Origin of the sequence: Paraburkholderia acidiphila, assembly GCF_009789655.1 — a bacterium.
Taxonomy (GTDB): Bacteria; Pseudomonadota; Gammaproteobacteria; order Burkholderiales; family Burkholderiaceae; genus Paraburkholderia; species Paraburkholderia acidiphila.
The window spans coordinates 1,831,274-1,858,182 of the sequence record NZ_CP046909.1 but is presented as its reverse complement, the minus strand read 5'-3'; the positions used below and the strand labels follow the sequence as shown (position 1 = coordinate 1,858,182).

22 protein-coding genes and 1 pseudogene are annotated in these 26,909 nt (G+C 65.5%); 12 read left to right on the top strand and 11 right to left on the bottom strand.

The window, feature by feature from the left end; translation table 11 throughout:
• Positions 1-84 precede the first annotated feature (84 nt).
• Entirely contained in the window at positions 85-756 is a 672-nt protein-coding gene (locus FAZ97_RS08325) for a VC0807 family protein (protein ID WP_233271546.1), read from the bottom strand.
• Positions 757-982: 226 nt separating this feature from the next.
• On the opposite strand from FAZ97_RS08325, the gene arfB reads away from it, so the two are divergent.
• Positions 983-1,387 carry an alternative ribosome rescue aminoacyl-tRNA hydrolase ArfB gene (arfB, locus tag FAZ97_RS08320; RefSeq protein WP_158758016.1) on the top strand — a complete coding sequence of 135 codons (405 nt, stop codon included), beginning with the start codon at positions 983-985 and terminating at the stop codon, positions 1,385-1,387.
• Between the two features lie 40 nt (positions 1,388-1,427).
• On the opposite strand, the gene FAZ97_RS08315 is transcribed toward arfB, so the two are convergent.
• The 4 genes from FAZ97_RS08315 to FAZ97_RS08300 all read right to left on the bottom strand — a co-directional run bounded on the left by FAZ97_RS08315 (position 1,428) and on the right by FAZ97_RS08300 (position 4,656).
• Positions 1,428-2,744 (bottom strand): EAL domain-containing protein, encoded by a 1,317-nt coding sequence (locus FAZ97_RS08315; protein ID WP_158758015.1) that lies wholly within the window; start codon positions 2,742-2,744, stop codon positions 1,428-1,430.
• 280 nt (positions 2,745-3,024) lie between these two features.
• Positions 3,025-3,285, bottom strand: a complete 261-nt coding sequence (locus tag FAZ97_RS08310) for a DNA-binding protein (RefSeq protein WP_158758014.1) — start codon at positions 3,283-3,285, stop codon at positions 3,025-3,027.
• 244 nt (positions 3,286-3,529) lie between these two features.
• Positions 3,530-3,757 (bottom strand): hypothetical protein, encoded by a 228-nt coding sequence (locus tag FAZ97_RS08305; RefSeq protein WP_158758013.1) that lies wholly within the window; start codon positions 3,755-3,757, stop codon positions 3,530-3,532.
• A gap of 176 nt (positions 3,758-3,933) precedes the next feature.
• Positions 3,934-4,656, bottom strand: coding sequence for a YdcF family protein (locus FAZ97_RS08300; RefSeq protein ID WP_233271545.1), 723 nt, complete (start codon positions 4,654-4,656; stop codon positions 3,934-3,936).
• Positions 4,657-4,942: 286 nt separating this feature from the next.
• On the opposite strand from FAZ97_RS08300, the gene FAZ97_RS08295 reads away from it, so the two are divergent.
• Complete coding sequence (locus FAZ97_RS08295) at positions 4,943-5,257, top strand: hypothetical protein (RefSeq protein WP_028204806.1); 315 nt, start codon at positions 4,943-4,945, stop codon at positions 5,255-5,257.
• A 239-nt stretch (positions 5,258-5,496) separates the two neighbouring features.
• Here FAZ97_RS08295 and FAZ97_RS08290 read toward each other — a convergent pair whose 3' ends face one another.
• Positions 5,497-5,793 (bottom strand): hypothetical protein, encoded by a 297-nt coding sequence (locus tag FAZ97_RS08290; RefSeq protein ID WP_407671750.1) that lies wholly within the window; start codon positions 5,791-5,793, stop codon positions 5,497-5,499.
• 317 nt (positions 5,794-6,110) lie between these two features.
• Positions 6,111-6,506: pseudogene (locus tag FAZ97_RS08285) on the bottom strand (transposase); the annotation flags it as partial.
• 425 nt (positions 6,507-6,931) lie between these two features.
• Here FAZ97_RS08285 and FAZ97_RS08280 point away from each other — a divergent pair.
• From FAZ97_RS08280 to truB, 9 genes are all read left to right on the top strand, one after another.
• A complete protein-coding gene (locus FAZ97_RS08280; protein ID WP_158758009.1) occupies positions 6,932-7,834 on the top strand; it encodes a LysR family transcriptional regulator in 903 nt (300 codons plus the stop codon).
• Positions 7,835-7,929: 95 nt separating this feature from the next.
• Positions 7,930-9,123 (top strand): pyridoxal phosphate-dependent aminotransferase, encoded by a 1,194-nt coding sequence (locus FAZ97_RS08275; RefSeq protein WP_158758008.1) that lies wholly within the window; start codon positions 7,930-7,932, stop codon positions 9,121-9,123.
• Between the two features lie 333 nt (positions 9,124-9,456).
• The gene (gene scpB, locus FAZ97_RS08270) at positions 9,457-10,422 is read left to right on the top strand and encodes an SMC-Scp complex subunit ScpB (protein WP_158758007.1); all 966 of its coding nucleotides are present in this window, start codon (positions 9,457-9,459) and stop codon (positions 10,420-10,422) included.
• A 62-nt stretch (positions 10,423-10,484) separates the two neighbouring features.
• A complete protein-coding gene (rluB, locus tag FAZ97_RS08265; RefSeq protein ID WP_158758006.1) occupies positions 10,485-12,236 on the top strand; it encodes a 23S rRNA pseudouridine(2605) synthase RluB in 1,752 nt (583 codons plus the stop codon).
• A 550-nt stretch (positions 12,237-12,786) separates the two neighbouring features.
• The gene (gene rimP, locus FAZ97_RS08260) at positions 12,787-13,245 is read left to right on the top strand and encodes a ribosome maturation factor RimP (RefSeq protein WP_028204813.1); all 459 of its coding nucleotides are present in this window, start codon (positions 12,787-12,789) and stop codon (positions 13,243-13,245) included.
• The gene (gene nusA, locus FAZ97_RS08255) at positions 13,242-14,717 is read left to right on the top strand and encodes a transcription termination factor NusA (protein ID WP_069267875.1); all 1,476 of its coding nucleotides are present in this window, start codon (positions 13,242-13,244) and stop codon (positions 14,715-14,717) included. The genes rimP and nusA overlap by 4 nt, the downstream gene beginning before the upstream one ends.
• Before the next feature lie 155 nt (positions 14,718-14,872).
• Positions 14,873-17,830, top strand: coding sequence for a translation initiation factor IF-2 (gene infB, locus FAZ97_RS08250; protein ID WP_158758005.1), 2,958 nt, complete (start codon positions 14,873-14,875; stop codon positions 17,828-17,830).
• Positions 17,831-17,992: 162 nt separating this feature from the next.
• On the top strand, positions 17,993-18,358 hold the full coding sequence (rbfA, locus tag FAZ97_RS08245) for a 30S ribosome-binding factor RbfA (protein ID WP_158758004.1): 366 nt from the start codon (positions 17,993-17,995) through the stop codon (positions 18,356-18,358).
• An 8-nt stretch (positions 18,359-18,366) separates the two neighbouring features.
• Entirely contained in the window at positions 18,367-19,335 is a 969-nt protein-coding gene (gene truB, locus FAZ97_RS08240; protein ID WP_158758003.1) for a tRNA pseudouridine(55) synthase TruB, read from the top strand.
• A gap of 105 nt (positions 19,336-19,440) precedes the next feature.
• On the opposite strand, the gene FAZ97_RS08235 is transcribed toward truB, so the two are convergent.
• From FAZ97_RS08235 to FAZ97_RS08220, 4 genes are all read right to left on the bottom strand, one after another.
• A complete protein-coding gene (locus tag FAZ97_RS08235; RefSeq protein WP_158758002.1) occupies positions 19,441-21,006 on the bottom strand; it encodes a DHA2 family efflux MFS transporter permease subunit in 1,566 nt (521 codons plus the stop codon).
• A gap of 104 nt (positions 21,007-21,110) precedes the next feature.
• A complete protein-coding gene (locus FAZ97_RS08230) occupies positions 21,111-22,394 on the bottom strand; it encodes an EmrA/EmrK family multidrug efflux transporter periplasmic adaptor subunit (RefSeq protein WP_158758001.1) in 1,284 nt (427 codons plus the stop codon).
• Between the two features lie 65 nt (positions 22,395-22,459).
• The gene (locus FAZ97_RS08225) at positions 22,460-24,061 is read right to left on the bottom strand and encodes an efflux transporter outer membrane subunit (protein ID WP_158758000.1); all 1,602 of its coding nucleotides are present in this window, start codon (positions 24,059-24,061) and stop codon (positions 22,460-22,462) included.
• Between the two features lie 89 nt (positions 24,062-24,150).
• A complete protein-coding gene (locus FAZ97_RS08220) occupies positions 24,151-24,654 on the bottom strand; it encodes a MarR family winged helix-turn-helix transcriptional regulator (protein WP_158757999.1) in 504 nt (167 codons plus the stop codon).
• A 415-nt stretch (positions 24,655-25,069) separates the two neighbouring features.
• Here FAZ97_RS08220 and typA point away from each other — a divergent pair, with 415 nt between their 5' ends.
• Positions 25,070-26,896 carry a translational GTPase TypA gene (typA, locus tag FAZ97_RS08215; protein ID WP_158757998.1) on the top strand — a complete coding sequence of 609 codons (1,827 nt, stop codon included), beginning with the start codon at positions 25,070-25,072 and terminating at the stop codon, positions 26,894-26,896.
• The last annotated feature ends 13 nt before the right edge of the window (positions 26,897-26,909 follow it).

Here is a 26,909-nt window from a genome sequence, read left to right as displayed (position 1 = left end):
GGACGGTACGCCGCGGACTGTGGCGCTGAGTCTAACGTATTTCGGGCACGATCTGACCGACGATGCGTGCGGGACCGGGAGTCTTTAGTCCACGCTCAATGTCGTCGCGTTCGGCGACGCAGCCGCGTCGCCGAGCAGGCCGTGCGTGCCGTGGATGCGCCGCATGCGTGTGCGATACCAGAAGGTCCAGGCCATCAGTCCGCCGAACACGCCATAGCCGATGATCGGCGAAACGACGAGAAAGCGCTCGATCGGCCAGGTGGCGGCCAGCCAGGTGCGCAGTGCGGAGTCGAGACACAGCCCGAAACCCCAGATGAACGTGAGCAGCCGCATGGCGGCGACGAAGCTCGCGTTGTCGTTCCAGAGCTGTTCGAGCCGCGCGACACCCTCGCGAGTCTCGCGCGCGACCGTCGCTCGCGTGAGATAGAACACGAGCGGGCGCTTCGCCAATAGCGAAATCAGGAAGGCGACGCCGATCGCGCCCGAGGCGAGGCTCTCGCGCATCAACAGGACGCGCGGGCTGCCGCCGAACGCCACGGCGAGGAGCGAGAGCACGATGCCAAGCAGAATGACGGCCGAGAGGGCATCCACGCGCCGAAAGCGCACCAGTTCGACGACGCTCCACGCAAGCGGCGGCGCCGCCGAGGCAATGAGGCCGCCGACTTCGCCCCAATGCGGCTCGGCGAGACGATAGGCGACCCAGGGAAGCAGCAGGTTGACCGCCAGTTCGGCGACGAATGCTGGACGCAGCTTCATGGGTTGCGTACTCCTGAGGGTTCGACCGAAGGAATGTCGCCAGTATGGTTCATGCGTCCCGCCGAGGCAAACTGGCTGCCCAGGCGCCCCGGCAAGTGTGGCTGCATTTCGCATGCCCGTGGCAGAGGCTTGGCATTTGCGCTGAGTCTATGGCGCGTGCGTTGTGCGCTTGTGTCAACCTGGCCGCGCTGTGCGACACTGCCGCGTGTTCTCCTTCTCTCTACCCATGACCGCACGCGCGCCCATCCCGTTGCAGGAAATCGAACTCGTCGCCGTTCGCGCACAGGGCGCGGGCGGACAGAACGTCAACAAGGTGTCGAGCGCGATTCATCTGCGTTTCGACATCCGCGCGTCGTCGTTGCCCGAGGTCCTCAAGATGCGTCTGCTCGCGCTCGCCGACCGTCGGATTACGAGCGAGGGCGTCGTGGTGATCAAGTCGCAGGAATACCGCACCCAGGAACAGAACCGGGTGGCCGCGCTCGCGCGCCTCGAGGAACTGGTCGACAGCGTGAGCGTGACGCGCAAGGCGCGCGTGGCGACGCGCCCCACGCGCGCCTCGAAGCTGCGCCGGCTCGACAGCAAGGCACGCACCGGCGAGTTGAAGGCGGGGCGGCGGCGCGTCTCCGAATAGCTGCCACGATCGGGTGCGCCTCACCGGTTCGCCACATGCATTAGCCGCGCTCGCGCCACGGGCGCTCGCGTGGCCCGTGCTCAGGCGGAAAGTCCGCGCACAACACGTGCGTCGCGCCGCCATAGTCGAGCGCGATGGCCGCGGTGTAACACAGCTCGCCGTCGTTAAGCGAGTAGTGCGGACCCATCACCGCGACCCGGCCGGGCGCGGCGAGCGCGCGCCGGAAGTACTCGCGGCGGGACCAGTTGCTGTCGGTGTCCGGGTAGAAAGGCGCGAGGCGCGCGGGCGGCCCGACGCCGGGCACGGCAATCGAAGGCTCGTGCTGCTCGCCATGTTCGTCCGCGCTGAAGACACGCTGTGCGTGGCTGTCGCGGTCGCCGAAAATCGCCTGTGCGGCCGCTTCGAGCGTTCCGCCACCCGTGAGCACGCGTGCGCCGCACAGCATGGCGTGTGAAAGTGCGCCGAAATTGACCTGCTCGATGATCTCGGTGCTGCGCTGGTAGTCGGCGAAACGCCGCCACATCGACTGCGCCAGCGCGGCCGCGGCGGCGCTGGCTTCCCGCACCGAAGCCTGCGGCTCGCCAAACCAGAATCCCTGCACGAGATCGACATCGGCCTGCATCAATACCATGAGCTGCGACTCGGTTTCGACGCCTTCTGCCAGCACCATCGTCCCGGCGTGATGAAGGATCGAAACGAGTTCCGTGATGAATGCGACATGACTTTCGCCGCTGGCCGCGCGCGTGACGAGCGAGCGGTCGAGCTTGACGATGTCGGGCCGGTAGCGCCAGACGCGATCGAAATTGGAGAAACCCGCGCCGAAATCGTCGAGTGCGACGAGGAAATCGCGGCGGCCGGCAGGCGGGCGTTCGTCGACGAACGAGCCGTGCTCGTCGCCGCCGCGCTGTTCGAGGACCTCGATCACCACGCGTTCGCGCGGGAAGTCGAAGTGCCGGCACAGGCCGTCGATCGCGGCTTGTGCGGGGTCGGCGGCGCGAGCGCTGCGCGGCAGCGTGTTCAGAAAGATCCAGCCGGTCTCTACGCCTTGTCCGACGAAGTTCGCGAGGTGCAGACAGCGGGCGAGTTCGTCGAGTTGCTGCGCTTCGGCGCCTTCCACTGCCGAGAACAGAGCCGCTGGGGCGACGGCGCGGCCCGAGGTGTCGGTGGCGCGCAGCAACGCCTCGTAGCCGACCACGCGCTGATGCGTGATCGAGAGCACGGGCTGGAAGGCGCTGTCGAGCGCGTGGTCATGCCACTGCGCATGCCAGCGCGCACCCCAGCCGGCAGCATGCGGCTGGAGTTGGGCAAGCAGGCTGGCGGTGTCCGCCGCCTTTGTTTCCGACGGATCGTTCGGCATGGCTCGGGACGCGCGGCGACGCGCGCGGTTCGTGAGCGTTTGAACCCGCCGGCTCGTGGGTTGCGCAACTGCCGTTTCTCGCAGGCGCTCGTCCGACGGCGGTAACCGGCAGGGCCTGTCGTCAAGTGTACGGACTATCGCAAAATGCTGCGCGCACAAGTCGTGCCCGGTACAGCGACGCGATGCGTGTCGATGGAGGGAAGTAAGTCGAGGTCGGGAGCGGGCGCCCGCGTCGGTGCGGGCGCCTCGGGTACCGTCTGCCGGCGGCCGGCTTTGCCGTTCAGTGCGCGGTGTCGGGAACGTCGAGAATCAGGATGATGGTCCAGTCCGCGTCGCCTTCGTGATGGTATTGGCGTTCGGCGACGATGAACGGCTGCTGCTTGCCGGCCGGCCCGAGGAACAGCACGTCGCCTTCCATTGGCAGGCATTCGATGGGGGGCAGCGCGAGGTACGCGTCCTGGCTGCCGCCGCGCGGCATCAGTTTTTCGATCTTGCGTGAGGCCGCTTCGGTCCATTCGATGTCGAGCTGGATGTTGCTCATTGTGATTCTCCGCGCGTGGCGCGCACAAAAGGTTGGGTCTACGCCGACCGGGGCGTTTTCGAGGTGCGCGACTTTAGCATACCGCGCCCGCGCGCCGTCGCGGTGGCGATGCGCGCGGGGCGACCCATGCAGCGGGGTGACGCTGCGAACAAAAAAGCCGACGACGGCAAGACCGGCATCGGCTTCATTCCCGGGACGGCGCCGCCCGCGTGCGCTGGGCGGTGCGCCGTGTGGCCTCCTGTTCTTACTGGGCGGGGGCCTTCTTGTGATGCGAATGCCCCGACTTGTGATGCGTCATGGGTGCCGGCGCGGGCGCGGCTTCCTGTTGCTGCTGCAGGGCCTGCGCGCGCTGCAGGACGTCGTCGGCTCTCGCCGGGTCGGTGCTCATCGTGATGCCGTTATCCGACTGCGCATGCGCAGCGCCCGCCAGTGCGGAAAGTGAAATCAGGACTGCGAGGGACACTTTTTTCATCTCTACCTCCGAAGGAGCGGTTTATGGACCCAGCCGGTACCTGTCCAAGCAGGATGGACATGCCATTCTAACGGCCTTGCCATTCTAACGACCTAATACTCGCTCCAGATGACATCGCGTAAGCCATTCGCGCAGGAGTTACATCTCGTTACATCTGACGCCACAATACGTTCATACTAGAACCAGCCGATCATCCGATACACATAAAACTGGGCGACCCCAATCGATTCGTGGAGCGCCGTATCGGCGGACCTGAGATTGACCACGCGCGGGAGCAGGCCGCGCTCGGCGCGGCGCACGCTGGACACCGCGGGCAGCGGGTTCATGTCGAAGCGCTGGAAATCGAGCATCGCGCGGCGCATCTGGTACGACGACGTCACGAGCAGGAGCGTTTCGTCATTCCCGGCCCGGACGATGGGCGCGACGTTGCGCGCGTTCTGATAGGTCGTAAGGCTCTGGTTTTCGAGTACGAGATCGGTGCCTGGCACACCGGCGCGCAGCAGATAGGGTGCGTAGTTGTCGGCCTCGGCGCTCGCATGGTGCTGCGGGTTGCCGCCGCTTACGATCACGCGGCACGTGCCGCCCGCGCGCGCGCACTGCGCGTGGAGTTTGGCGGCAAGGGCAATGCGGGCGTAGACGTCGCGCGCGGGGACGAGTTGGCCATCGCGGGAATCGGTGCCGCCGCCCAGCATGATGATGGCGGTGCGCGCACCGAAGCGCGCCGGGCCGATCTTCGCCTGATCGTAGGGAGTGCGATATAACGCCGGCTGTGCGATATCGAGCAGCACCCCGGTGAGCCAGCCGGCGGCAAGCAGCCAGAAGACCAGCGCCGCGCAGGCTGCGACACGCCAGCGCGCGCTGCGCCACCGCAGGCCGAGCGCAATAAATAGCGCAAACAAAACGATTAGAATCAATTTGGATGAGGTAACGTATTGTTTTCGGGAATTTGCGCGTCCAACCGACCTTTGCGCCGCGAGCGTGGCGCGGCGTTGGCCGTGCGGGGAGCGGTCGAGCCGCTTTCACGGGGGCCCGGATAACCTGCAGTCCCTGCCGCTGCACAGCGCACGGCCAGGGCGCGTGGGCCCGCCAGGGCACAGAGTGCGCCGTTCTCAGGTCCGCATTGCGCCGCCGCCGGCTCGCGCGAGGCTCGATGATCGCAGGACTGCATTTTAAGAAAGAAGTGAGATGACCACGTATTCCAACGAAGCAGTACTCGAAGCGCTACGGCGGGTGCAGTATCGGCAGGTCCCGTGGGCGCGTCGTCCTGAAGTGTTCCAGTATTTGCGCGATCTCGGCATGATGGACATCGTCCGGCAGCGCACCGTTGCGCCGGCGCCGGGCTTCCATGCGCCGGTCGATATCGCGGTGCTCACCGATCGCGGCCGCGCCGAATTCGCCCGGCTCGCGCGCGACGAGCGCACGCTCCAGTGGAGCGCGCATCGCGTGGCCGACTACGTTGCGGAGCGCGTGCCTCAATCCGGCCTCGAAGCCAGCCAGTAGCACTCTACCTTCTTTGTCCCGCCAAAAAAAAGCCCGCATCGAAAGATACGGGCTTACCGGAATTACTGCTGCCACGCTGTGCTTGATGGCGTAAGGGTAGACCGCACGTGAGGCGCGGTGGTTCCCTGGGGCAGGGTATATGCTGAGCCGCGAGGCTCCGGGTAGGTCTTGCCGCCCTCCGTCAACGCCCTTTCTTCATCGGTCCCGGCAGTTCCCCTGATGGGGTTTCGCTGGCTCGCTCACTGCCGCCGCGTCGGTTCCTGCCTCTGCGGCGCGCTGCGGCGGGCATTGTCCGCAATGTCGCCGCGCAAATCGCCGCGCGGCACGGGCGCGTTGCCCGCGTTCGGGCCGCGCGCTGCGGGCGGCTGGGCGTGGGCGCCAGTGCGCGACACCGGCCATGTCGGTGCGGAGACATGCGGCGGCTGGGCGGCGACGCTGAACGACACGAACGACGCCGTTGGCGCGAACAGGGCAAAGAGGGCGAGCGGGGCTAGCGCGGACAGCGAAACCATGATGCCCCGAATGTGCAGGTTCATGGATTTCATGGTGGTTCCCCGTCAATCCAGATTCTTGACGTTAATGGACATGGTCCTAAGCTACCGTCGGCAGCGAAAGCGCGCTGTAAATATTAGTAAAGAGATGTATCGCGCGTGCCGATCGCTTTGTTGTGGACACAGCGATACGGAATGCAGTCTGGATGAGTCGCAGAGGCGCGGCATGGTTGGCACAGGACCGGGCCCCGGTCTGCGGCGCCCATGATGTGCTGAAGGGGAGAAAAGCACGCCGGGTGCATGAGGCACCCGGCGGAAATGCAAATGAAGCGGCGAATGAAGCGTGATCCAGGCCAGACTCAGGCCATCTTGACCGGCGCGCGCCACGATTCCGGGTTGGTCCAGAACGCGCCACGCAGGCGATCGCGGCTCGGCGGTGCGGGCGGTTTGGTCGCCGTGGCGCCGATACGGCCGCGCAGCGAAATTTCGCGCCCGTTCGTGCTCAGTCGCTTGACGATTTCCGTCAGCGTGCCGTCCGCCTGCCACTCGTCGAAACGGCGGCGGCAAGTCGGCGGCGAGGGGTAGCGGCCCGGGAGCTTGGACCAGCCTTCACCCGTCGAAAGCACCCAGAGCACCGCGTTGACCACAGCACGCGCTTCGACGCGAGGCCGTCCGCGCCGTTCGCTCCGTGCCGGTTCAGCACAGAACAACGCCTCGACCAGCGCCCATTCGTTGTCTCTCAAATCGTCGAACAGCATCATGTTTCACCTCAGCGAAGCTATCTCCGGTGCGCTGCCCCGCGCTGCGCACTCTTCATGTACTCCCGGCCGGATGCCGGAGTACCAGGCGGGCCCGGCTGGATCGTCCCGGACTGCATGCTTCCGGAACATCCATCGAACCTGTGCGTGCCTTAATGCGAAAACCGTGCCAGCACGTACGTTCTCGTCTTGAAGCCGCGTGGCGCCAAGCCCGCGCGGGAGATTGCCAGGGGCGTATAAGACTCGAAAACACATATCGAAGAAATCGGGAGAATCACCAATCTTGTGCACCCAAGCCCGTCCTGCGTGCGTTTGCGCCGTATTGCTGCATTGCCGCGAACAGTCGGGGGTGTCGTGCTGTTACCCGTAACAGTGCGCATTCGGCATAAAATTGCATGAAAACGAACAATTCATGAGGCGAGCGGATGAATGTGACGCTGCGGCAGTTGCGGGTCTTCATTGAGGTTGCCCGGCTGCAGAGTTTTAGCCGGGCCGGGGACGAAATCGGGCTCACGCAGTCGGCGGTGAGCCGATGTGTGCGCGAGCTGGAAGCCGAAATCGGCGTGAAGCTCGTCGATCGGACCACGCGCGAGGTTCAGCTCACGGATGTCGGCGCGAACCTGATCGCGAGCATTCCGCGCCTTCTCAACGATCTGGACGACGCCTTGCGCGAAATCCGCGAGATTGGCGAGCAGCGGCGCGGCCGCGTCGTCGTGGCGGCGAGCCCGACGGTCGCATGCCGCTTGATGCCACCGGTCGTGGCCGCGTGCGGGCGGCAGTTTCCCTACATTACGCTCGGGTTGCGTGACGACGTGCAGAGCGATGTGGTCCGCAAGATCCGCTCGGGCGAGGTGGATTTCGGAGTCATCATCGGGCCCTTTGCCGCTGAGGATCTCGAAACCGAGTGTCTGACTACGGACTCGTTCTGCGTGGTGGTGCGCGGCGACCACGCGCTCGCGCTGAGTCAGGAGGTCTCGTGGAAGGAGCTGGACGGTGAGCGCCTCGTCATGCTCGACTACGCTTCGGGCAGCCGCCCGCTGATCGACGCGGTGATGAGCGAGCAGGGCGTGCGCGCGCGCGTGGTGCAGGAGCTGGGCCATCCCGCCACGGTATTCGGCCTCGTCGAAGCAGGCGTGGGCATCAGCGTGTTGCCCTGGCTCGCGCTGCCCGTACCGGCGGGCGCGCCCTTGCTCGCACGGCCGCTCGTGCCGCGCGCGCAACGCACCGTCGAGCTAGTGCGGCGCCGCGATCGCTCGCTGTCGCCGGCCGCCGAGGCGGTCTGGTCGCTGATCCGTCAACTCGCCGGCCAGCCCGAAGCGAAGCACTGAAACCGCCGCGCCGCGCTTGCAGGCGCGGACCTCGTGGCGCCCGGCTGCGCGCTACACTTCACGTTTTCCCACATTCTGTGTCACCCGAAACCCCGATGAGCGATCTCGATCCGTCAGTCTCTCTGCCGCGCGAAGCGGTGCGTGCGTTGCGCTCGTCGCAGATCCGCGAAGTGGCGAACGCCGGGTTCGGCGTGCCCGACGTGCTGCCGTTCTGGTTCGGCGAGTCCGACCGCGTGACGCCGCCGTTCATCCGCGAGGCCGCCGCCGAGGCGCTCGGGCGCGGCGACACGTTCTATACGCACAACCTCGGCATCGCGCCGCTGCGCGAATCGCTCGCACGCTACGTGAGCGGGCTGCACGGCGCGACGCCGGTGGACAACCTCGCGGTGACGAGCGCCGGTGTCAATGCGCTGATGCTGGCGGCGCAGCTCGTCGTGGGGGCGGGCGACCGGGTGGTGGCGGTGACGCCGCTGTGGCCGAACCTCGTCGAAATCCCGAAGATTCTCGGCGCCACGGTCGAGACGGTCTCGCTCAGCTACGGGGAGCGAGGCTGGACGCTCGATCTCGACCGGCTGCTGGCGGCGCTTACGCCCGATACGCGCCTGCTCATGATCAACTCGCCGAACAATCCGACGGGCTGGGTCATGATGCGCGAGCAGCAGCTTGCTGTGCTCGAGCATTGCCGGCGCCTCGGCATCTGGGTCGTGGCCGACGAGGTCTACGAGCGTCTTTATTACGGCGACGCCAGCGAGCGCACCGCGCCCTCGTTCCTCGACATCGCGTCGCGCGAGGAGCGGCTGATCTGCGTGAATTCGTTCTCGAAGGCTTGGCTCATGACCGGCTGGCGGCTCGGCTGGATGGTTGTGCCGCGTAGCTTGACCGACGATCTGAGCAAACTGGTCGAGTACAACACCTCGTGCGCGCCTTCATTCGTGCAGCAGGCGGGCATTGCCGCGGTCGAGCACGGCGAGCCGTTCACGCGCGCGCTTGTGGCCGATCTGCGCGCCTCGCGCGACCACCTCGCCGCCGCGCTTGCGACGCTGCCCGGCGTCGACGTGAAAGTGCCGCATGGCGCGATGTACCTGTTTTTCCGGCTGGCTGGCGCGCAGAACAGCCTTGAGCTGTGCAAGGCGCTGGTGCGCGACGCCGGACTCGGGCTCGCGCCGGGCAGCGCGTTCGGACCGCAAGGCGAGGGCTTCGTGCGCTGGTGCTACGCGTGCGACCCGGCGCGGCTCGACGCGGGCGTCGAGCGGCTCGCGCGTTACCTGGAAGCGGTGGGGGCGCATTAACGGGTGCCGGGGCGCGTCAGGCCGCCGTGGCGCGAGGACGCACCAGGCGGCGGGGGCGGGGTTAAAATGAGGCAGCTCATGCGGAATGGCGTCTTTACGCACCCAACGTTTTTGCGTAATATGGCGCTCAGTCAAGCGATTCCCTGCGGGAATTTCGCGGCTCCCTCCGGCTGGGTCTGGCTCTTTGCCTGAATTTCGGCCCCCCGGTGCGTGCTCCCATCAATATGACCGATCAGAATCGGGCGAGCGCGTCTCCAGTTCCATATCGTCTTTCGTCTGTCTGATCCGGTTCCTTGAACCTGATTTACCTTACTTAGGGTCTGACCTGGCTGCATGAATACCCAAGAGGCGAAAATCGTCCTCGAGACTGCATTGATCTGCACGCAGGAGCCGTTGAAAATCGGCGAACTGCGCAAACTGTTTGCCGACGACATTTCGGCCGACACGGTCCGCAACCTGCTCGAAGACCTGCGGCATGAATGGTCCGGGCGCGGCGTCGAGCTGGTGGGGCTCGCGTCGGGCTGGCGCTTTCAGAGCAAGCCGGCCATGCGGACGTACCTTGACCGGTTGCACCCCGAAAAGCCGCCGCGCTATTCGCGCGCGGTCCTCGAAACGCTCGCGATCATCGCGTACCGGCAGCCGGTCACGCGCGGCGACATCGAGGAAATTCGCGGCGTCACGGTCAATACGCAGGTCGTCAAACAGCTCGAGGACCGCAACTGGATCGAAGTGATCGGTCATCGTGACGTGCCGGGACGCCCGGCGCTCTATGCAACGACGCGGGAGTTTCTCGATGATCTCGGACTGAAGTCGCTCGAGGAATTGCCGCCGCTCGACGATCCGTCGAGCCAGTTCGGCGAGCAACTGCTTGCCCAGCATGCGATCGAGTTTCCCGATAGCGCGGCGGCGCAGTTCGTCGCGGAAGGGCAGCCCGAGGCGGTCGCCGCTGACGCCGACGCCGCAGGCCCGGAAGATGCGGTAGCGCAGAGTGAAGCGCCGGGAGTCGAAACATGCGGGCAGCACGAGGGCGATGCGCACGAAAGGCACGACTCGCACGAAGCGGCAACTACGCACGAGGTGACAGGCGCAAGCGTTGCATACGCAGCCGAAGCCCCGGGCGACGCGGTACATGACGAAGCAAGCCTCGCGCAGCACGGGTCAGTCCCGGATGCTTACGCGCAGGATGCCGCGCACGCAGCAGATGCGGCGGGCGACGAAGAACACGAAGACCGCCGCGACGCGGCGCAGGACGACCCCGTCTCGACGACGGACGACGAAGCCGCACGACGCGGCATCTGAAGCAACAAGCATTTTTGACGCGCCCCGCAAGCGGGCGCGCAACCTGACATTTTGAGGTTGTTTTGACTGATATCCACGACACCGATTCGACCGACGCGTCCGAATCCGCTCGCCGCGCGTCCTCCGCGCGCGACGACGACACGCGTGCTTCGCAGGTCGAAGGCGAAGCACAGGGCGGCGAGGGCGAAGAGCGTCCGCGCCGTGGTCTGCGCCGCGGGCCGCGCAGCCTGATCGCGCGCCGCCGCGCGGGCGCGAAGGCCAAGGCCGCCGAAGGCGCGGAGGGCGCCGACGCGTCCGCAGCGCCTGCCGCCGAGCCGCAAGCCGCGCCCGAGCGCGCCCCGCGCAAGGAAAGCGGCGCGAAGAAGCCGGGCCGCCGTCAGAATTCAGGCGGCGCCGGGCAGGGCGAGCGTCAAGGCGAGCGCCAGGGTGAGCGTCAACAGGGCGCGGCTAAGCGCCAGAAGGGCCAGGGCCGCGGTGAAGGCCAGCCGGCTGCCGCCACGGGCGAGTCCACGCAGGACGATCTGTTCCTCTACGTGACTTCGCCGGCGTTCGACGCCGACAACGGCGCCGGTTCGGGCGTGCGCGCACCGATGCTGCGCCGCGGCCGCGCCCAGCAGCCCAAGCGCGTGCTGAGCCCCGACGACGACGCGCCGAAACTGCATAAGGTGCTGGCGGATGCGGGCATGGGCTCGCGCCGCGACATGGAGGAGCTGATCATCGCCGGGCGCGTCTCGGTGAACGGCGAGCCCGCGCACATTGGCCAGCGCATTCTGCCGACCGACCAGGTCCGCATCAACGGCAAGCCCATCAAGCGCAAGCTGCAGAACAAGCCGCCGCGCGTGCTGATCTACCACAAGCCGACCGGCGAAATCGTGAGCCACGCCGATCCGGAAGGCCGCCCGTCGGTGTTCGACCGCCTGCCGCCGATGAAAACGGCGAAGTGGCTCGCGGTCGGCCGTCTGGACTTCAACACCGAAGGTCTGCTGATGCTGACGACCTCGGGCGATCTGGCAAACCGCTTCATGCACCCGCGCTATAGCGTGGAGCGCGAGTACGCGGTGCGCGTGGTCGGCGAACTGAGCGAGGGGATGCGCCAGAAGCTGCTCAAGGGCGTCGAACTCGAAGATGGTCCCGCGAGCTTCCTGCGCATCCGCGACGGCGGCGGCGAAGGCACGAATCATTGGTATCACGTCGCGCTGGCCGAAGGCCGTAACCGCGAAGTGCGGCGTATGTTCGAGGCGGCAGGCCTGATGGTGAGCCGCCTGATCCGGACGCGCCACGGCCCGATTGCGCTGCCCAAGGGCCTCAAGCGCGGCCGCTGGGAAGAGCTCGAAGACAACCAGGTGCGCGCGCTGATGGCAGCGGTCGGTCTGAAGGCGCCGAGCGAAGAGAAGGGCGGTCGCGGCGGCAAGGAGCAGGAGCGTCGCCAGCCCGATCCGATGCAGACGTCCATGGGCTTCATCAACCGCGAGCCGGTTCTGAGCTCGCACGGGGCGATGGGTCAGCCGCGTCAGGGTCAAGGACGGCGCGGTGCGCCGGGCGGCTTCGGCGGCGGTGCGGGTCACGGCAACTTCGGCGCGGGCTCCGGCTTCGGCGGCGGCCGTGGCGGCAACCGTACGGGCGGCCGCGATGTGGACGGCAACCGTGCGCCGGGCGGCGCGGCGGGCAAGCGTGCGGGCGGCAGCAATGCCAACGGCAATCGTCGCAGCGGACCGGGCAACGGCGGCAATGCCAACCCCAATAGCAACCGCGCAGGCGGCAATAGCCGCGGCGGCCAGCGTGGCACGCCGCGCAACCGCACACGCGGCCACTAACCGCGAGGCGCGTGACGCCCGGCCGCGCCATGCGGCGGGCGTCGCGGCCAGTTAACGGTGGCAATGCGCGTGGTTAGCGCGGTATCCGCAGCCGCTGTCGTTGCCAATGCGTACGGATTGCGTGCAAAACGCCGGAAAATCCCCCTCGCGAGCCCGTAAATAACGGCAAAAGGCGATTCAGGCTTGACCGCGGATTTGCGTTAATGTGCAAAAAAGGCTAGAATCACAAAGTCGCTGGGCGTGCGGCTGTTTATCTGCGTGTAATTCGCGCCCCAGGTGCGACCACCTGGCTAAGTGAGAAGATGGGCGTTTCGCCCATTTTTTTTTGGTTCGCCCCAAATTGCTTATCAACAGATGCCGACGTTTCACGTTCGGCATTGTCAATTTGGGGCTGTCCAAAGACAACGCGCCGGGTCGTTCGTCATCGTGGGGCAAGTAGGTGAGAAGCGCGCGCGCTCACCTGGCGCGCGGCCCGCGAATCCCTAGCGAAGCAAGAATTAGAGCGAAGGAAGTTGCTGGCCCGCTGCGCAGAACATCTGGAGTGGGCATTGTGCAACTGACGGAACTGATTGAAACCACGGTCACCGGGCTCGGTTACGAGCTGGTCGACCTCGAGCGCACCGGGCGCGGCATGCTGACCATTTTCATCGATCAGCCCGCGGGGATCGCGATCGAGGACTGCGAGAAGGTCACGCGTCAGCTGCAGCACGTTCTGACGGTCGAGAACATCGACTACGAGCGGCTCGAGGTTTCGTCGCCTGGTCTCGACCGTCCGCTGAAAAAACTGGCGGACTTCGAACGCTTCGCAGGCTGCGAAGCGGTAATCACGTTGAAAAAGCCATTGGACGGACGGAAATCGTACCGGGGTATCGTGCATGCTCCCGAAGGCGAATCCATCGGTCTGGAATTCGAAGGGAAGGCGGGCCCTGCGATGCTCGATTTCACGCTCGCAGACATCGACAAAGCACGCCTTGTCCCCAAAGTTGACTTTAGGAGCCGCAAACAATGAGTCGCGAAGTGTTGATGCTGGTGGATGCGCTGGCACGCGAGAAGAATGTCGACAAGGACGTGGTGTTCGCCGCCCTTGAAGCGGCGCTTGCGTCAGCCTCCAAGAAACTCTTCGACGAGGATGCGGATATCCGCGTGCATATCGATCGCGAAAGCGGCGAACACGAAACGTTCCGCCGCTGGCGCGTCGTGCCCGACGAGGCGGGCCTGCAGGAGCCGGACCAGGAAATCCTGCTGTTCGAAGCACGCGAGCAGGATCCGGAAGCGCAGATCGACGGTTTCGTCGAGCAGCCGGTGCCTTCGGTCGAGTTCGGCCGCATCGGCGCGCAGGCCGCCAAGCAGGTCATCCTGCAGAAGGTGCGCGACGCCGAGCGCGAGCAGATCCTGAACGACTTCCTCGAGCGCGGCGAAAGCATCATGACCGGTACGGTCAAGCGCATGGACAAGGGCAACTTCATCGTCGAATCCGGTCGTGTGGAAGCGCTGCTGCGCCGCGATCAGCTGATTCCGAAGGAAAACCTGCGCGTGGGCGACCGCGTGCGCGCCTGGATCGGCAAGGTCGACCGCACCGCGCGCGGCCCGCAGATCGAACTCTCGCGCACGGCGCCCGAGTTCCTGATGAAGCTGTTCGAAATGGAAGTGCCTGAAATCGAGCAAGGCCTGCTCGAAATCAAGGCGGCGGCGCGCGATCCGGGTGTACGCGCCAAGATCGGCGTGGTGGCCTACGACAAGCGCATCGACCCGATCGGCACCTGCGTCGGCATCCGCGGCTCGCGCGTGCAGGCTGTGCGCAACGAGCTCGGTGGCGAAAACGTCGACATCGTGCTATGGTCGGAAGATCCCGCCCAGTTCGTGATCGGCGCGCTCGCGCCGGCTGCCGTGCAGTCGATCGTCGTCGACGAGGAAAAGCACTCGATGGACGTCGTGGTCGACGAGAGCGAACTCGCGGTCGCGATTGGCCGTAGTGGCCAGAACGTGCGTCTCGCCAGCGAACTGACCGGCTGGCAAATCAATATCATGACGCCGGATGAATCCGCGCAAAAGCAGAATCAGGAGCGCACGGTGCTGCGCGACCTGTTCATGGCGCGTCTCGACGTGGATGAAGAAGTCGCCGACATCCTGATCGACGAAGGCTTCACGAGCCTCGAAGAGATCGCCTACGTGCCGCTCAACGAAATGCTGGAAATCGAGGCGTTCGACGAGGACACCGTGCACGAGCTGCGCAACCGCGCTCGCGACGCACTGCTCACGCAGGCTATCGCGAACGAGGAGAAGGTGGAAAGCGCCGCGCTGGACCTGAAGAGTCTGGACGGTATCGACCCGGACCTGCTCGCGAAACTGGCGCAGCATGAAGTTCACACCCGCGACGAGCTCGCCGAGCTGGCCGTGGACGAGCTGGTCGAAATGACGGGAATGGAAGAGGACGCCGCCAAGGCGTTGATCATGAAGGCACGTGAGCACTGGTTCCAGTGACCCGGCAACGGGAAACGACTCCAGGGCGCGACGAGCAGGAAGCGACCATGACCCACTGATCTGATCGCGGCGGAGCCTTGCGGGAAGCAAGGCGCCTAAGGCCGCATGACCCGATGTCAACCGCAAGGAATCGGTCCTTGCATTAAGAGGAATGAATGGCGAGTAACAACGTAGCCCAATTTGCCGCGGAACTGAAGATGCCTGCCGGCGTGCTGCTGGAGCAGCTGCAGGCGGCGGGCGTCACGAAAGCGAGCGAAGCCGACTCCTTGTCCGAAACGGACAAGGCGCGTCTGCTCGACCACTTGCGCAAGTCTCACGGCTCGACTGATGCAGACAAGCGCAAGATCACGCTGACGAAACGGCATACGTCGGAAATCAAGCAGTCCGATTCGACGGGTAAGGCTCGCACCATTCAGGTCGAGGTGCGCAAGAAGCGCACGTTCGTCCGCCGCGACGAGTCCGCCGGTGAGGCGGAGGCATCGAATCATGCCGCCGACGCAGCCGCTGCCGCCGAAGAGGCGGAGCTGCAGCGCCGCGAGGAAGAAGCACGCCGCGAAGCAGAACTGCTCGAGCGTCAGGCGCAGGAGCTCAAGGAGCGCCAGGAACTGCTCGCGCGTGAAGAGTCGGAGCGCCGTGCGCGCGAAGAGGCCGCCGAGGCCGAGCGCCGCCGTGCCGAAGAAGAAGCAGCAAAGAAGAAGGCAGCGGCCGACGCCGCCGCTCGCGAACTGGCCGCTCAGGCCGTGGCCGCGCAGCGCAATGCCGAAGCGGAAGCGAAAGAAGTGAAGCAAGCGCAGGACCAGCAAGAAGAACAGCGCGCCGCAGCCGAGCGCGCCGCGCAGCGCGAAGCGGCCCAGAAGGCCGAAGCCGCCGCACGCGAAGCCGCCGACAAGGCGCAGAAGGAACAGGACGAGATCGCCCGCCGCCGCGCGGCTGCCGAAGCCGAAGCGCGCGCGATCCGCGAAATGATGAACACGCCGCGCAAGGCGCAGGTGAAGGCGCCCGAGCCGCCCAAGCCCGTCGAGCCGCCCAAGCCCGCCGAAGCCAAGGGCACGCTGCACAAGCCGGCCCGTCCGGAAGGTGCGCCGGCGCGTCCGGCCACCGGTGCCGGCGCCGCGGCGAAGAAGCCGGCCACGACGGCCGCGCCTTCGACGAGCGCGCCGGGTGCAGGCGCGGGCGACCGCAACAAGAAGCCGGGCGCAGGCAAGGGCGGCTGGCAGGACGACGCGGCCAAGCGCCGTGGCATCAAGACGCGCGGCGACTCGTCGGGCGGCGTGGATCGCGGCTGGCGCGGTGGCCCGAAGGGCCGTGGCCGTCACCAGGACGCATCGACGTTCCAGGCGCCGACCGAGCCGATCGTGCGTGAAGTGCACGTGCCGGAAACCATCACGGTGGCCGACCTCGCGCACAAGATGTCCGTGAAGGCATCGGAAGTCATCAAGGCGATGATGAAGATGGGCCAGATGGTCACCATCAACCAGATGCTCGACCAGGAAACGGCGATGATCATCGTCGAGGAACTCGGCCACCGTGCGGTTGCCGCGAAGCTCGACGATCCGGAAGCGCTGCTGGTCGAAGGTCAGGCCACGGGTACGGACGCCGAGCAACTGCCGCGTCCGCCGGTCGTCACCGTCATGGGTCACGTCGACCACGGCAAGACGTCGCTGCTCGACTACATCCGCCGCGCCAAGGTTGCAGCGGGCGAAGCGGGCGGCATTACGCAGCACATCGGCGCATATCACGTCGAAACGCCGCGTGGCGTCATCACGTTCCTCGACACGCCGGGTCACGAGGCCTTCACGGCCATGCGTGCTCGCGGTGCCAAGGCAACCGACATCGTCATTCTGGTGGTCGCGGCCGACGACGGCGTGATGCCGCAGACGAAGGAAGCGATCTCGCACGCGAAGGCTGCGGGCGTGCCGCTCGTCGTCGCGATCAACAAGATCGACAAGCCCGATGCGAACCCCGAGCGCGTGAAGCAGGAGCTCGTGGCGGAAGGCGTCGTGCCGGAAGAGTACGGCGGCGACTCGCCGTTCGTGCCGGTGTCGGCGAAGACCGGCGCGGGCATCGACGATCTGCTCGAAAACGTGCTGCTGCAAGCCGAAGTGCTGGAACTGAAGGCACCGGTCGAAGCGCCGGCCAAGGGCATCGTCATCGAAGCGAAGCTCGACAAGGGTAAGGGTCCGGTTGCAACGATTCTCGTCCAGTCGGGTACGCTCAATCGCGGCGACGTCGTACTGGCAGGTAGCGCCTACGGCCGCGTGCGCGCCATGCTCGACGAAACGGGCAAGCCCACGAAGGAAGCCGGCCCGTCGATCCCGGTCGAAATCCAGGGTCTCTCGGAAGTGCCGGGCGCGGGCGAAGAAGTCATCGTGCTGCCGGACGATCGCAAGGCGCGTGAAATCGCGATGTTCCGTCAAGGCAAGTTCCGCGACGTCAAGCTTGCGAAGCAGCAAGCCGCGAAGCTCGAAAACATGCTCGAGCAGATGGGCGAGGGCGAAGTGCAGAACCTGCCGCTCATCGTCAAGGCGGACGTGCAGGGTTCGCAGGAAGCGCTCGTGCAATCGCTGCTCAAACTGTCGACCAGCGAAGTGCGCGTGCAGATCGTGCACAGCGCGGTCGGCGCGATCAGCGAGTCGGACGTCAACCTGGCAACGGCTTCGAAGGCGGTCATCATCGGCTTCAATACGCGTGCGGATGCACAGGCGCGTAAGGTGGCCGAGGCGAACGGCATCGACATCCGCTACTACAACATCATCTATGACGCAGTGGATGAGGTGAAGGCGGCGATGTCCGGCATGCTCGCGCCGGAGAAGCGCGAGACGGTGACGGGTATGGCCGAGGTGCGTCAGGTGATCCGCGTGCCGAAGGTCGGCCTGATCGCGGGTTGTATGATCACGGACGGTTTCGTCAAGCGTTCGTCGTCGGTGCGCGTGATTCGCAACAACGTGGTCATCCATACCGGCGAACTCGACTCGCTCAAGCGCTTCAAGGACGACGTCAAGGAAGTCAAGCAAGGCTTCGAGTGCGGTATGTCGATCAAGAACTTCAACGACATCGTCGAAGGCGACCAGTTCGAAGTGTTCGAGATCACCGAAGTCGCGCGTACGCTGTAATACAGCGGCGCCTGCGGGTGGGCCTTCGGGCCTGCCCGCTTGCCGATAACGGGCGGGGCAGGCGCTGGCCAGCCCCGCCCGTTTTGTTTTTGTGCGGCCAGTGTGCGCCTTCATGGACGCAACGCCGCCTGAATGCCTCGTAGATAAAGAGGTGGAACCATCATGCCGAAAAAACGTACTTCCCCGAATCGCAATGTGCAGATCGCGGATCAGATCCAGCGCGATCTGTCTGAGCTGATGCGCGAAGTGAAGGACCCGCGAGTCGGGCTCGTGACGATCCAGAGCGTGGAGCTCACGCCTGACTATGCGCACGCCAAGGTCTACTTCACGACCCTCACGGGCGACCCGAAGACCACGCAGGAAGCGCTCAATCACGCCGCCGGCCACCTGCACAATCAGCTCTTCAAGCGCCTGCACATTCACACCGTGCCGACGCTGCATTTCCACTACGACCAGTCGGTCGAGAAGGGTGTCGAGATGTCGCGTCTGATCGATGAAGCAAACGCGACGCGCGCGAAGGACGACTGACGCGGGCAATGACTGCATCATCGAAACAGAATCAGGGCGCGGCCCGACCTAAGGTGCCGCGCCGCCTGCTCGACGGCGTGCTGCTGCTCGACAAGCCCGTTGGCCTTTCCAGCAACGACGCGCTGATTCGCGCGAAGCGGCTTTATCGCGTGAAGAAGGCGGGACACACCGGCACGCTCGATCCGCTCGCGTCGGGCCTGTTGCCGTTGTGCTTTGGCGAAGCGACCAAGTTCTCGCAGGATCTGCTCGAAGCCGACAAGACGTACGAAGCGACCATGCGCCTTGGCATTCGCACTGCCACCGGCGACGCCGAAGGCGAGGCGATCGAAACGCGCGAGGTCAACTGCGACGAAGCCGCGGTGCGCGAAGCGATGACGCGCTTTCTCGGCGACATCGTGCAAGTGCCGCCGATGTATTCGGCGCTTAAGCGCGATGGCAAGCCGCTTTATGAATACGCACGTGCGGGCCAGACGGTCGAACGCGAAGGGCGCGAGGTGAAGATCCTGGCGCTCGAGATGATCGCGTGCGCGCTGCCCGAGGCGCCCGAGGTCACGTTTCGCGTGACCTGCAGCAAGGGTACGTACGTGCGCACGCTGGCCGAAGATATCGGCGAGACGCTGGGCTGCGGTGCGCATCTCGTGATGCTGCGGCGCACAGGCGTAGGTGCGCTCACGCTCGAACATGCGGTGACGCTCGACGCGCTCACCGCTGCCGATGAGCCTGTGCGCGACACCTGGCTGCGTCCCGTCGATGCGCTGCTCTCCACGTTCCCCGCCTTGACGCTCAATGAAGAAGCGGCGCGCCGCTTCACGCATGGCCAGCGCCTGCCGCTCAATGAGCTGGTGCTCGATCGCGCGGTTTGCGAAGCGGCCGAACGTGTGCGCGTGTATGCGGAAGATGGGCGTTTGCTCGGCGTCGCGAAGGCCGCGAACGGCGTGCTTGCGCCGGAGCGGCTGGTAGTGAGCGGCGCAGCCTGAGCGAACTCGAATCGCGCCAGGAGCGCACCAACAAAAACGGCACGCCGGTGAACAACCGGACGTGCCGTTTTGCTATGGGCAGCGACAAGCGCTAACGCATCAACTTCAATGCGCCGCCGAAGCCGCCGCACCCGCGTCCGCACCACCGGAACGCTCGGGCCGCGTGATCCAGATGAGCGCGATCAGTACGATAAAGATCACCGATGAAATCCAGAACAGGTCGTTCACGCCGAGTTGTGCGGCCTGCTGCGAGAGCATCCGGTCGAAGAGCCCGTGCGCCTGGGAAGGATCGAGACCCGCGCCCTGGAACTGCTGCATCGACTGGTTGAAGACCGGATTGGTCGGCGTTGCCACTTCGGTCAGGCGTGCGTGGTGAAACGTCGTGCGGTGATCCCAGGCCGTCTCGAAGATCGAGGTGCCGATACCGCCGCACATGATCCGCACGAAGTTCGACAGGCCCGACGCCGCCGGAATGCGATGGCCCGGCAGACCCGAAAGCGTGATCGACACGAGCGGAATGAAAAGGCCCGCCATGCCGATCCCCTGGATCAACGTGGGCAGCGTGAGCGCCCAGGTGTCCACACCCGTCGTGTAGCGCGACCGCATCCAGAAGCACAGCGCGAACACGATGAACGCCGTTGTCGCGATATAGCGCGGGTCGGTGCGCGGCAGGATCTTGCCCGTGATCGGCGAGAGCAGGATCGCGAAGAAGCCCACGGGCGCCATCACGAGACCCGCGTCGGTGGCGGTGTAGCCGATGTCGGTCTGCAGCCACAGCGGCAGCAGCACGAGGTTGCCGAAGTACAGGCCGTAGCCCACCGAAAGTGCGATCGTGCCGCCCGTGAAATTGCGCCGCGCGAACAGCGACAAGTCGACTACAGGGTGATCGGCGGTCAGTTCCCACACCACGAAGAACGCGAACGCAATGATCGCGGTGAGCGCGAGCACGACGACCGTGGTCGACGAGAACCAGTCGAGGTCCTTGCCCTTGTCGAGCATCACCTGCAGCGAGCCCACCCAGACGATCAGCAGCGCGAGACCCACGCCGTCGATCGGCGCCTTCTTCACGACCGAGTCGCGATTGCGGAAGATCGCCCACGTCGCGAACGCGGCCACGATCCCGACCGGAATGTTCACGTAGAAGATCCACGGCCAGGAGATGTTGTCGGAGATCCAGCCGCCCAGAATCGGGCCCGCCACCGGCGCGATCAGCGTGGTCATCGACCACATAGAGAGCGCCATGGGCGCCTTCGCGCGCGGATAGCTCGCGAGCAGCAGCGTTTGCGAAAGCGGGATCATCGGGCCGGCCACGGCGCCTTGCAGCACGCGCGAGGCGAGCAGGAAGGGCAGCGTGGGCGCGAGGCCGCACAGCCACGACGAGATCACGAACAGGATGATCGACGCCATGAAGAGGCGCACCTGGCCGATGCGGTCGGTGAGCCAGCCCGTGAGCGGCACGGAGATCGCGTTGGCCACCGCGAACGAGGTGATGACCCACGTGCCCTGGTCCGACGACACGCCGAGGTCGCCCGAGATCGACGGGATCGATACGTTCGCGATCGAGGTGTCGAGCACGTTCATGAACACCGCGAGCGACACGGCGATGGTGCCGATGACGAGTTGCGCGCCCTGCAGCGGGGGATGCGCGACGGGTGGTTGTGGTGCTGCCATTGCGTCCTTTCCTGTTGACCTGTTGGAGGGCACGCGAAACAAAGCGGCGCGGGCTGAGGATCAGCCCGCGCCGTCGTTTGCGAGTGCTTTAATCAGGGCTTCAATCAGCCTTTCGCGCCGGCTTTCGCCGCGTGAGCGGACGACACCTGCGCCTTGGCGGCTGCATTGCCGGTCGCGCTGTTGCTGGCGCCGCTGTTGGCACTGCTGGCTGCCTTGTGCGCGTTCGGGCCGGCGTTTTCGGCGATGATGCGCGCGATCTCCGCATCGGCTTCTGCGCCGTACTTGGCGAACACGTCGGTTTCGTAGACGGTGTTCTGCGCATTGCCGAGCTGCGTGCCCGAATCGTTGCGGATGTTCACGTCCACCTGCATCGACAGGCCGATACGCAGCGGATGCTTCTGCAGGTCTTCCGGATCGAGCGAGATGCGCACCGGCAGACGCTGCACCACCTTGATCCAGTTACCCGTGGCGTTCTGCGCGGGCAGCAGCGAGAAGGCCGAGCCCGTACCCGCCGAGAAGCCCACCACCTTGCCGTGATAGACCACCGACGAGCCATACACGTCGGCCGTCATCTCGACCGCCTGGCCGATGCGCATGTGCTTGAGCTGCACTTCCTTGAAGTTGGCGTCGACCCACAGCGAGTTCAGCGGTACCACCGACATGAGCGGATTACCCGGCGAGACGCGCTGACCCACCTGCACCGAGCGCTTGGCCACGTAGCCGGTCACCGGCGCGGGCAGCGTGTTGCGTGCGTTCGCCAGATAGGCGTCGCGCACCTTGGCGGCGGCGGCTTCCACGTTCGGGTGGTTGGCGATGGTCGTGTTCGCGGTCAGCGCGCGGTTCGCGGCGAGCTGCTGCTGGGCGGCTTCGAGCGCGGCTTCGGCGCTGCGCACGGCGTCGCGGGCGTGCGAGATCTCTTCCTGCGAGACGGCGCCCGTCTGCGCGACCTGCATGCGGCGGCGCAGGTCGTCTTGCGCGCGCGAGAGGTCGGACTGGCGCTGGGCGACTTGCGCTTCGTACTGGCTGTCGTCGGCGAAGAGGCCGCGCACCTGGCGTACGGTTTGCGCGAGTTGCGCTTCAGTCTGCTCGAGCGTGACGCGCGCGTCGGCCGGGTCGAGCAGCACGAGCGGGTCGCCGACGTTCACAGTTTGCGTGTCGTCCGCCTTCAGTGCGATCACCGTGCCGGTGACCTGCGGCGTGATCTGCACGACGTTGCCGTTCACATAGGCGTCGTCCGTGCTCTCGGTAAAGCGCGCGACGAGGAAGTAGTAGAGGCCGTAGGCAACGGCTGCAATCACGATCACGAGGACAAGCAGCGTCATCATGCGCTTGCGCTTGCCGCTGTTCGCGTTCGGCTGCGGGGCCGCCGGCTGCTGGGGGGTGCTCATGGAAGGATCTCCGGATGCTTGCGTGCTGTTCGTTCAGTTTTTGATGTTCGTGTACTGCTCGGCGCTCAATTCGGCGTGGGCGCGGCGTTTGCCGCGTTCGTCGATGCCGCCGCGTTCTGCGGCGAGCGCGTACCGCGCCACGGTGCGCCGTTCACGTCGCTCTGGCCGCGCGCTTCGCTGCCGACCTCGGTCGGCGGCGTGAGTCCCGCGCCTTGCGCTTCGAAGCCGCCGCCAAGCGACTTGATGAGCGCCATCTGCTGGTCGCGGCGCTGTGCCTTCAGGTTCGACACCGTCTGTTCCGCGGCGAGGCGGTTCTGGTCGGCGGTGAGTACCTGAAGCTGCTCGGAGAGCCCCGCCTTGTAGCGGATCACAGCGAGCTGCCAGGCCTTGGTCGACGCGTCGAGCGCGCGATCCGCGTCCACGAGCTGCTTGTCGGCCGAGCGGATCGTCGAGACGTTCGTCGCCACGTCCTGGAACGCGCCGATGAGCGTCTGGTTGTAGTTCGCCACATCGAGTTCGAAGTCGGCGTAGCGGCCCTTCAGTTGCGCACGCAGCGCGCCCGCGTCGAAGAGCGGCAGATGCACGGCCGGCCCAAACTGTGCCTGGCGGCTCGTGAAGTTCAGGAATTTGCCCCAGCCGAACGCATCGAAGCCGAAGCCGGCCGCGAGGTTCACGTCGGGGTAGAACTCGGCCTTGGCTTCCTTCACGTCGTGCATCGCGGCTTCCACTTGCCAGCGCGCGGCGACGATATCGGGGCGGCGCGCGAGCAGGTCGGCGGGCAGATTGTCGGGGAGCGCGACGTTGGCCATCGGGTTGAGCACTGGCTGCCCGATCTGCAGGCCGCGGTCCGGGCCCTTGCCGAGCAGCGCGCCGAGCTGGTAGCGCGTCGTTTCGATCTGGCCGTCGATCTGCGAGAGGTTGGCCTGGCTCGTCGCGATGTTGCCGTTCGCGGTCTGCTTTTCTACGTTGGTGTCGAGCCCCGCGACCACGCGGCCGTTCGTGATCGTGCCGATGGTCTTGCGGTTGTCGATCTCGTGCACGGCGATGTCGCGCAGCTCATAAAGCTGGGCGAGCTGGTTGTACGTGCGTGCAACCGACGAGGCGAGCGTGACGCGTGCCTGCTGCATGTCCGCCTCGGCGGCGCGCTGCGCGGACACGGCTTGCGCGAGGCGCTGGCGGTTCTTGCCCCAGAGGTCCAGATCCCACGAGGCGCTGGCGAGCACGTTGTTCTCGCTATACCAGGTGCCCCCGTACGGGGGCGGGAAGAGGGCGTTGGCCGAGTACAGCTCGCGGGTCCACGAATAGCTGAGGTTGGCCTTCGGGAAGAGCGCCGAGCGCGAGGTCTCGATGTACGACGAAGCCTTGGCAAGTCGCGCCTGCGCCTGAGCGATGGTCGGGCTGCCTTCGAGCGCCTCGTCGATCAGCTTGGGCAGCTGCGGGTCGCCGAACTGATTCGCCCAGTCGAGCGTCGGCCACTGGCCGCCTTGCGCCGGAATGCTTTGCGAACTATCGAACTGCTGCGGCTGATCGATGGTCTTGTCGCTCTTGATGCCGATGTAGTTCGCGCAACCCGAAAGGGCGAGCGCCGCGACCGCGGCGGCGACCGCCGCCCGGCAGGACAGCGCCCGCACGGCCGGAACTGGCGCAAACTCGGTTTGGGATTTCATTGCTCGTCTCGATGCGTGAGAGTGTGTGGTGATACTGGACGATGCAGCTATTTTCTTGTTCGGCGATTTCAAATTTGCTTGCCCCGTCATCAATTCTCGGGCGGATTCGGGCTCGAACTCTGGTTAGCTTCGCAGCTATTCGAAAGAATCCGCCGCAACATGCTCTTCAGGAAGCCGACCTCCTCGGGTGTGAATCCGGCCGAAAGATGCTCTGTGACGCTACGGAAAATCGCCGGCATGCGCGCGGCGATGGCAAGGCCTTCGGGCGTGAGCGCGAGGCGCACCGCGCGACGGTCTTCGGAGCTGCGCACGCGCTTCAGGAGCCCGCGCTTCTCAAGCCGGTCAACGAGCCGGGTGACGGCGCTCGCGTCGATGCCGTACTCGCGGGCGAGTTCGGCTGCGAGCGTGCACTTGCCGCTCGCCACCATGAACAGGATGCTGGCCTGCTGGCTCGTGACGCCGAGTTCGGCAACGGCGCGCTGGGTGACCATGTTCGACATCGTCGATTTCACCCGCGAGATCAGGTAGCCGACGCTCTCGCCAAGGTCGTAATCGCGGACTTCGGGCGGGGGCGTGGGAGTCGGATCCGTCATGAGATTCTGCTGCGACTGCAATGGTTGACCAGGCAGGAATTATAGGGGCGGTTAGTTGACGCGGCAAGGTTTATTCTGCCTTTGCCGAGAAACCTTTGCAGAGTAGGGGCTTAATCCGGCCCCGTGGACATGGGAAAATGTGGCGCGATCGGCCTGCCGGCGCTTGCGCCGGTTTTCATCGCACGCGTTGTGCGGTTGCGACGCCAGGCATCCCGTTCCAGGGTGCTTCCTTATATGCGCAAGATCAATTCATCTGCGCGTGCTATAATTTCAGGTTCCCAAAAGTGCGTCATCGCAGCGATGCTGAATTGACCCGCCGGCAAGTAATCCGGGGCGGATCGAAGCGGCGGCCGCGTGCCCTTGCCGGGCCTGCCAGCAGGGCATGCGCGGCGCACTCAACTGTACCCAGGTTCCTATGTCCCGCGCTCTTCGCAACATCGCCATCATTGCCCACGTCGACCACGGCAAGACTACGCTCGTCGACCAGCTCCTCCGTCAGACCGCCACGTTCCGTGACAACCAGCAGGTCGCCGAGCGCGTGATGGACTCGAACGACATCGAAAAAGAGCGTGGTATCACGATTCTTTCGAAGAACTGCGCGGTCGAGTACGAAGGCACCCACATCAATATCGTCGACACCCCGGGCCACGCCGACTTCGGCGGTGAAGTGGAGCGCGTGCTGTCGATGGTCGACTCGGTGCTGCTGCTCGTCGACGCGGTCGAAGGCCCGATGCCGCAAACGCGCTTCGTGACCAAGAAGGCGCTGGCGCTCGGCCTCAAGCCGATCGTCGTCGTCAACAAGATCGACCGTCCGGGCGCGCGTATCGACTGGGTGATCAACCAGACGTTCGACCTGTTCGACAAGCTCGGTGCGACCGAAGAACAGCTCGACTTCCCGGTGGTCTACGCTTCGGGCCTGAACGGCTACGCTTCGCTGTCGCCGGACGCGCGCGAAGGCGACATGCGTCCCCTGTTCGACGCCGTGCTCGAATACGTGCCGGTTCGCGATGCGGATCCGGAAGGCCCGCTGCAGCTCCAGATCACCTCGCTCGACTACTCGGCGTATGTTGGCCGCATCGGCGTGGGCCGTATCAAGCGTGGTCGTATCAAGCCGGGTCAGCCGGTTGCGCTGCGCTTCGGTCCGGAAGGCCAGGTCATGAACCGCAAGATCAACCAGGTGCTGGCGTTCAGCGGCCTGGAGCGCGTCCAGGTCGAATCGGCTGAGGCCGGCGATATCGTGCTGATCAACGGTATTGAAGACATCGGTATCGGCGCGACGATCTGCGCGGTCGACACGCCCGAAGCGCTGCCGATGATCACGGTGGACGAGCCGACGCTCACGATGAACTTCCTCGTGAACTCGTCGCCGCTCGCCGGCAAGGAAGGCAAGTTCGTGACGAGCCGCCAGATCCGCGATCGTCTGACGAAGGAACTGAACCACAACGTCGCGCTGCGCGTGAAGGACACGGGCGACGAAACCACGTTCGAAGTCTCGGGCCGTGGCGAACTGCACCTGACGATCCTGATCGAAAACATGCGCCGCGAAGGCTACGAGCTGGCCGTGTCGCGTCCGCGCGTGGTGCTGCACGAAGTCGACGGCGTGAAGCAGGAGCCGTACGAAATGCTGACCGTGGACGTCGAAGACGCCCACCAGGGTGGTGTGATGGAAGAGCTGGGCCGCCGTAAGGGCGAAATGCTCGACATGGCTTCGGACGGCCGTGGCCGCACGCGTCTCGAGTACCGTATTCCGGCGCGTGGCCTGATCGGCTTCCAGGGCGAGTTCATGACGCTCACGCGCGGCACGGGCCTGATGAGCCACGTGTTCGACGCTTACGGTCCGGTCAAGGACGGTACGCTCGGCGAGCGCCGCAACGGCGTGCTGATCTCGCAGGATGACGGCGCCGCTGTCGCCTACGCGCTGTGGAAGCTGCAGGATCGCGGCCGCATGTTCGTGAAGCCGGGCGACGCGCTGTACGAAGGCATGATCATCGGCATTCACAGCCGCGACAACGACCTCGTCGTGAACCCGATCAAGGGCAAGCAGCTCACCAACGTGCGCGCCTCGGGCACCGACGAAGCCGTGCGCCTCGTGCCGCCGATCCAGATGTCGCTCGAATACGCAGTGGAATTCATCGACGACGACGAACTCGTGGAAGTCACGCCGCAATCGATCCGTCTGCGCAAGCGCCACCTGAAGGAACACGAGCGTCGCCGCGCAAGCCGCGAAGCCGGTGCCGAATAATTTGCAGTTTTAT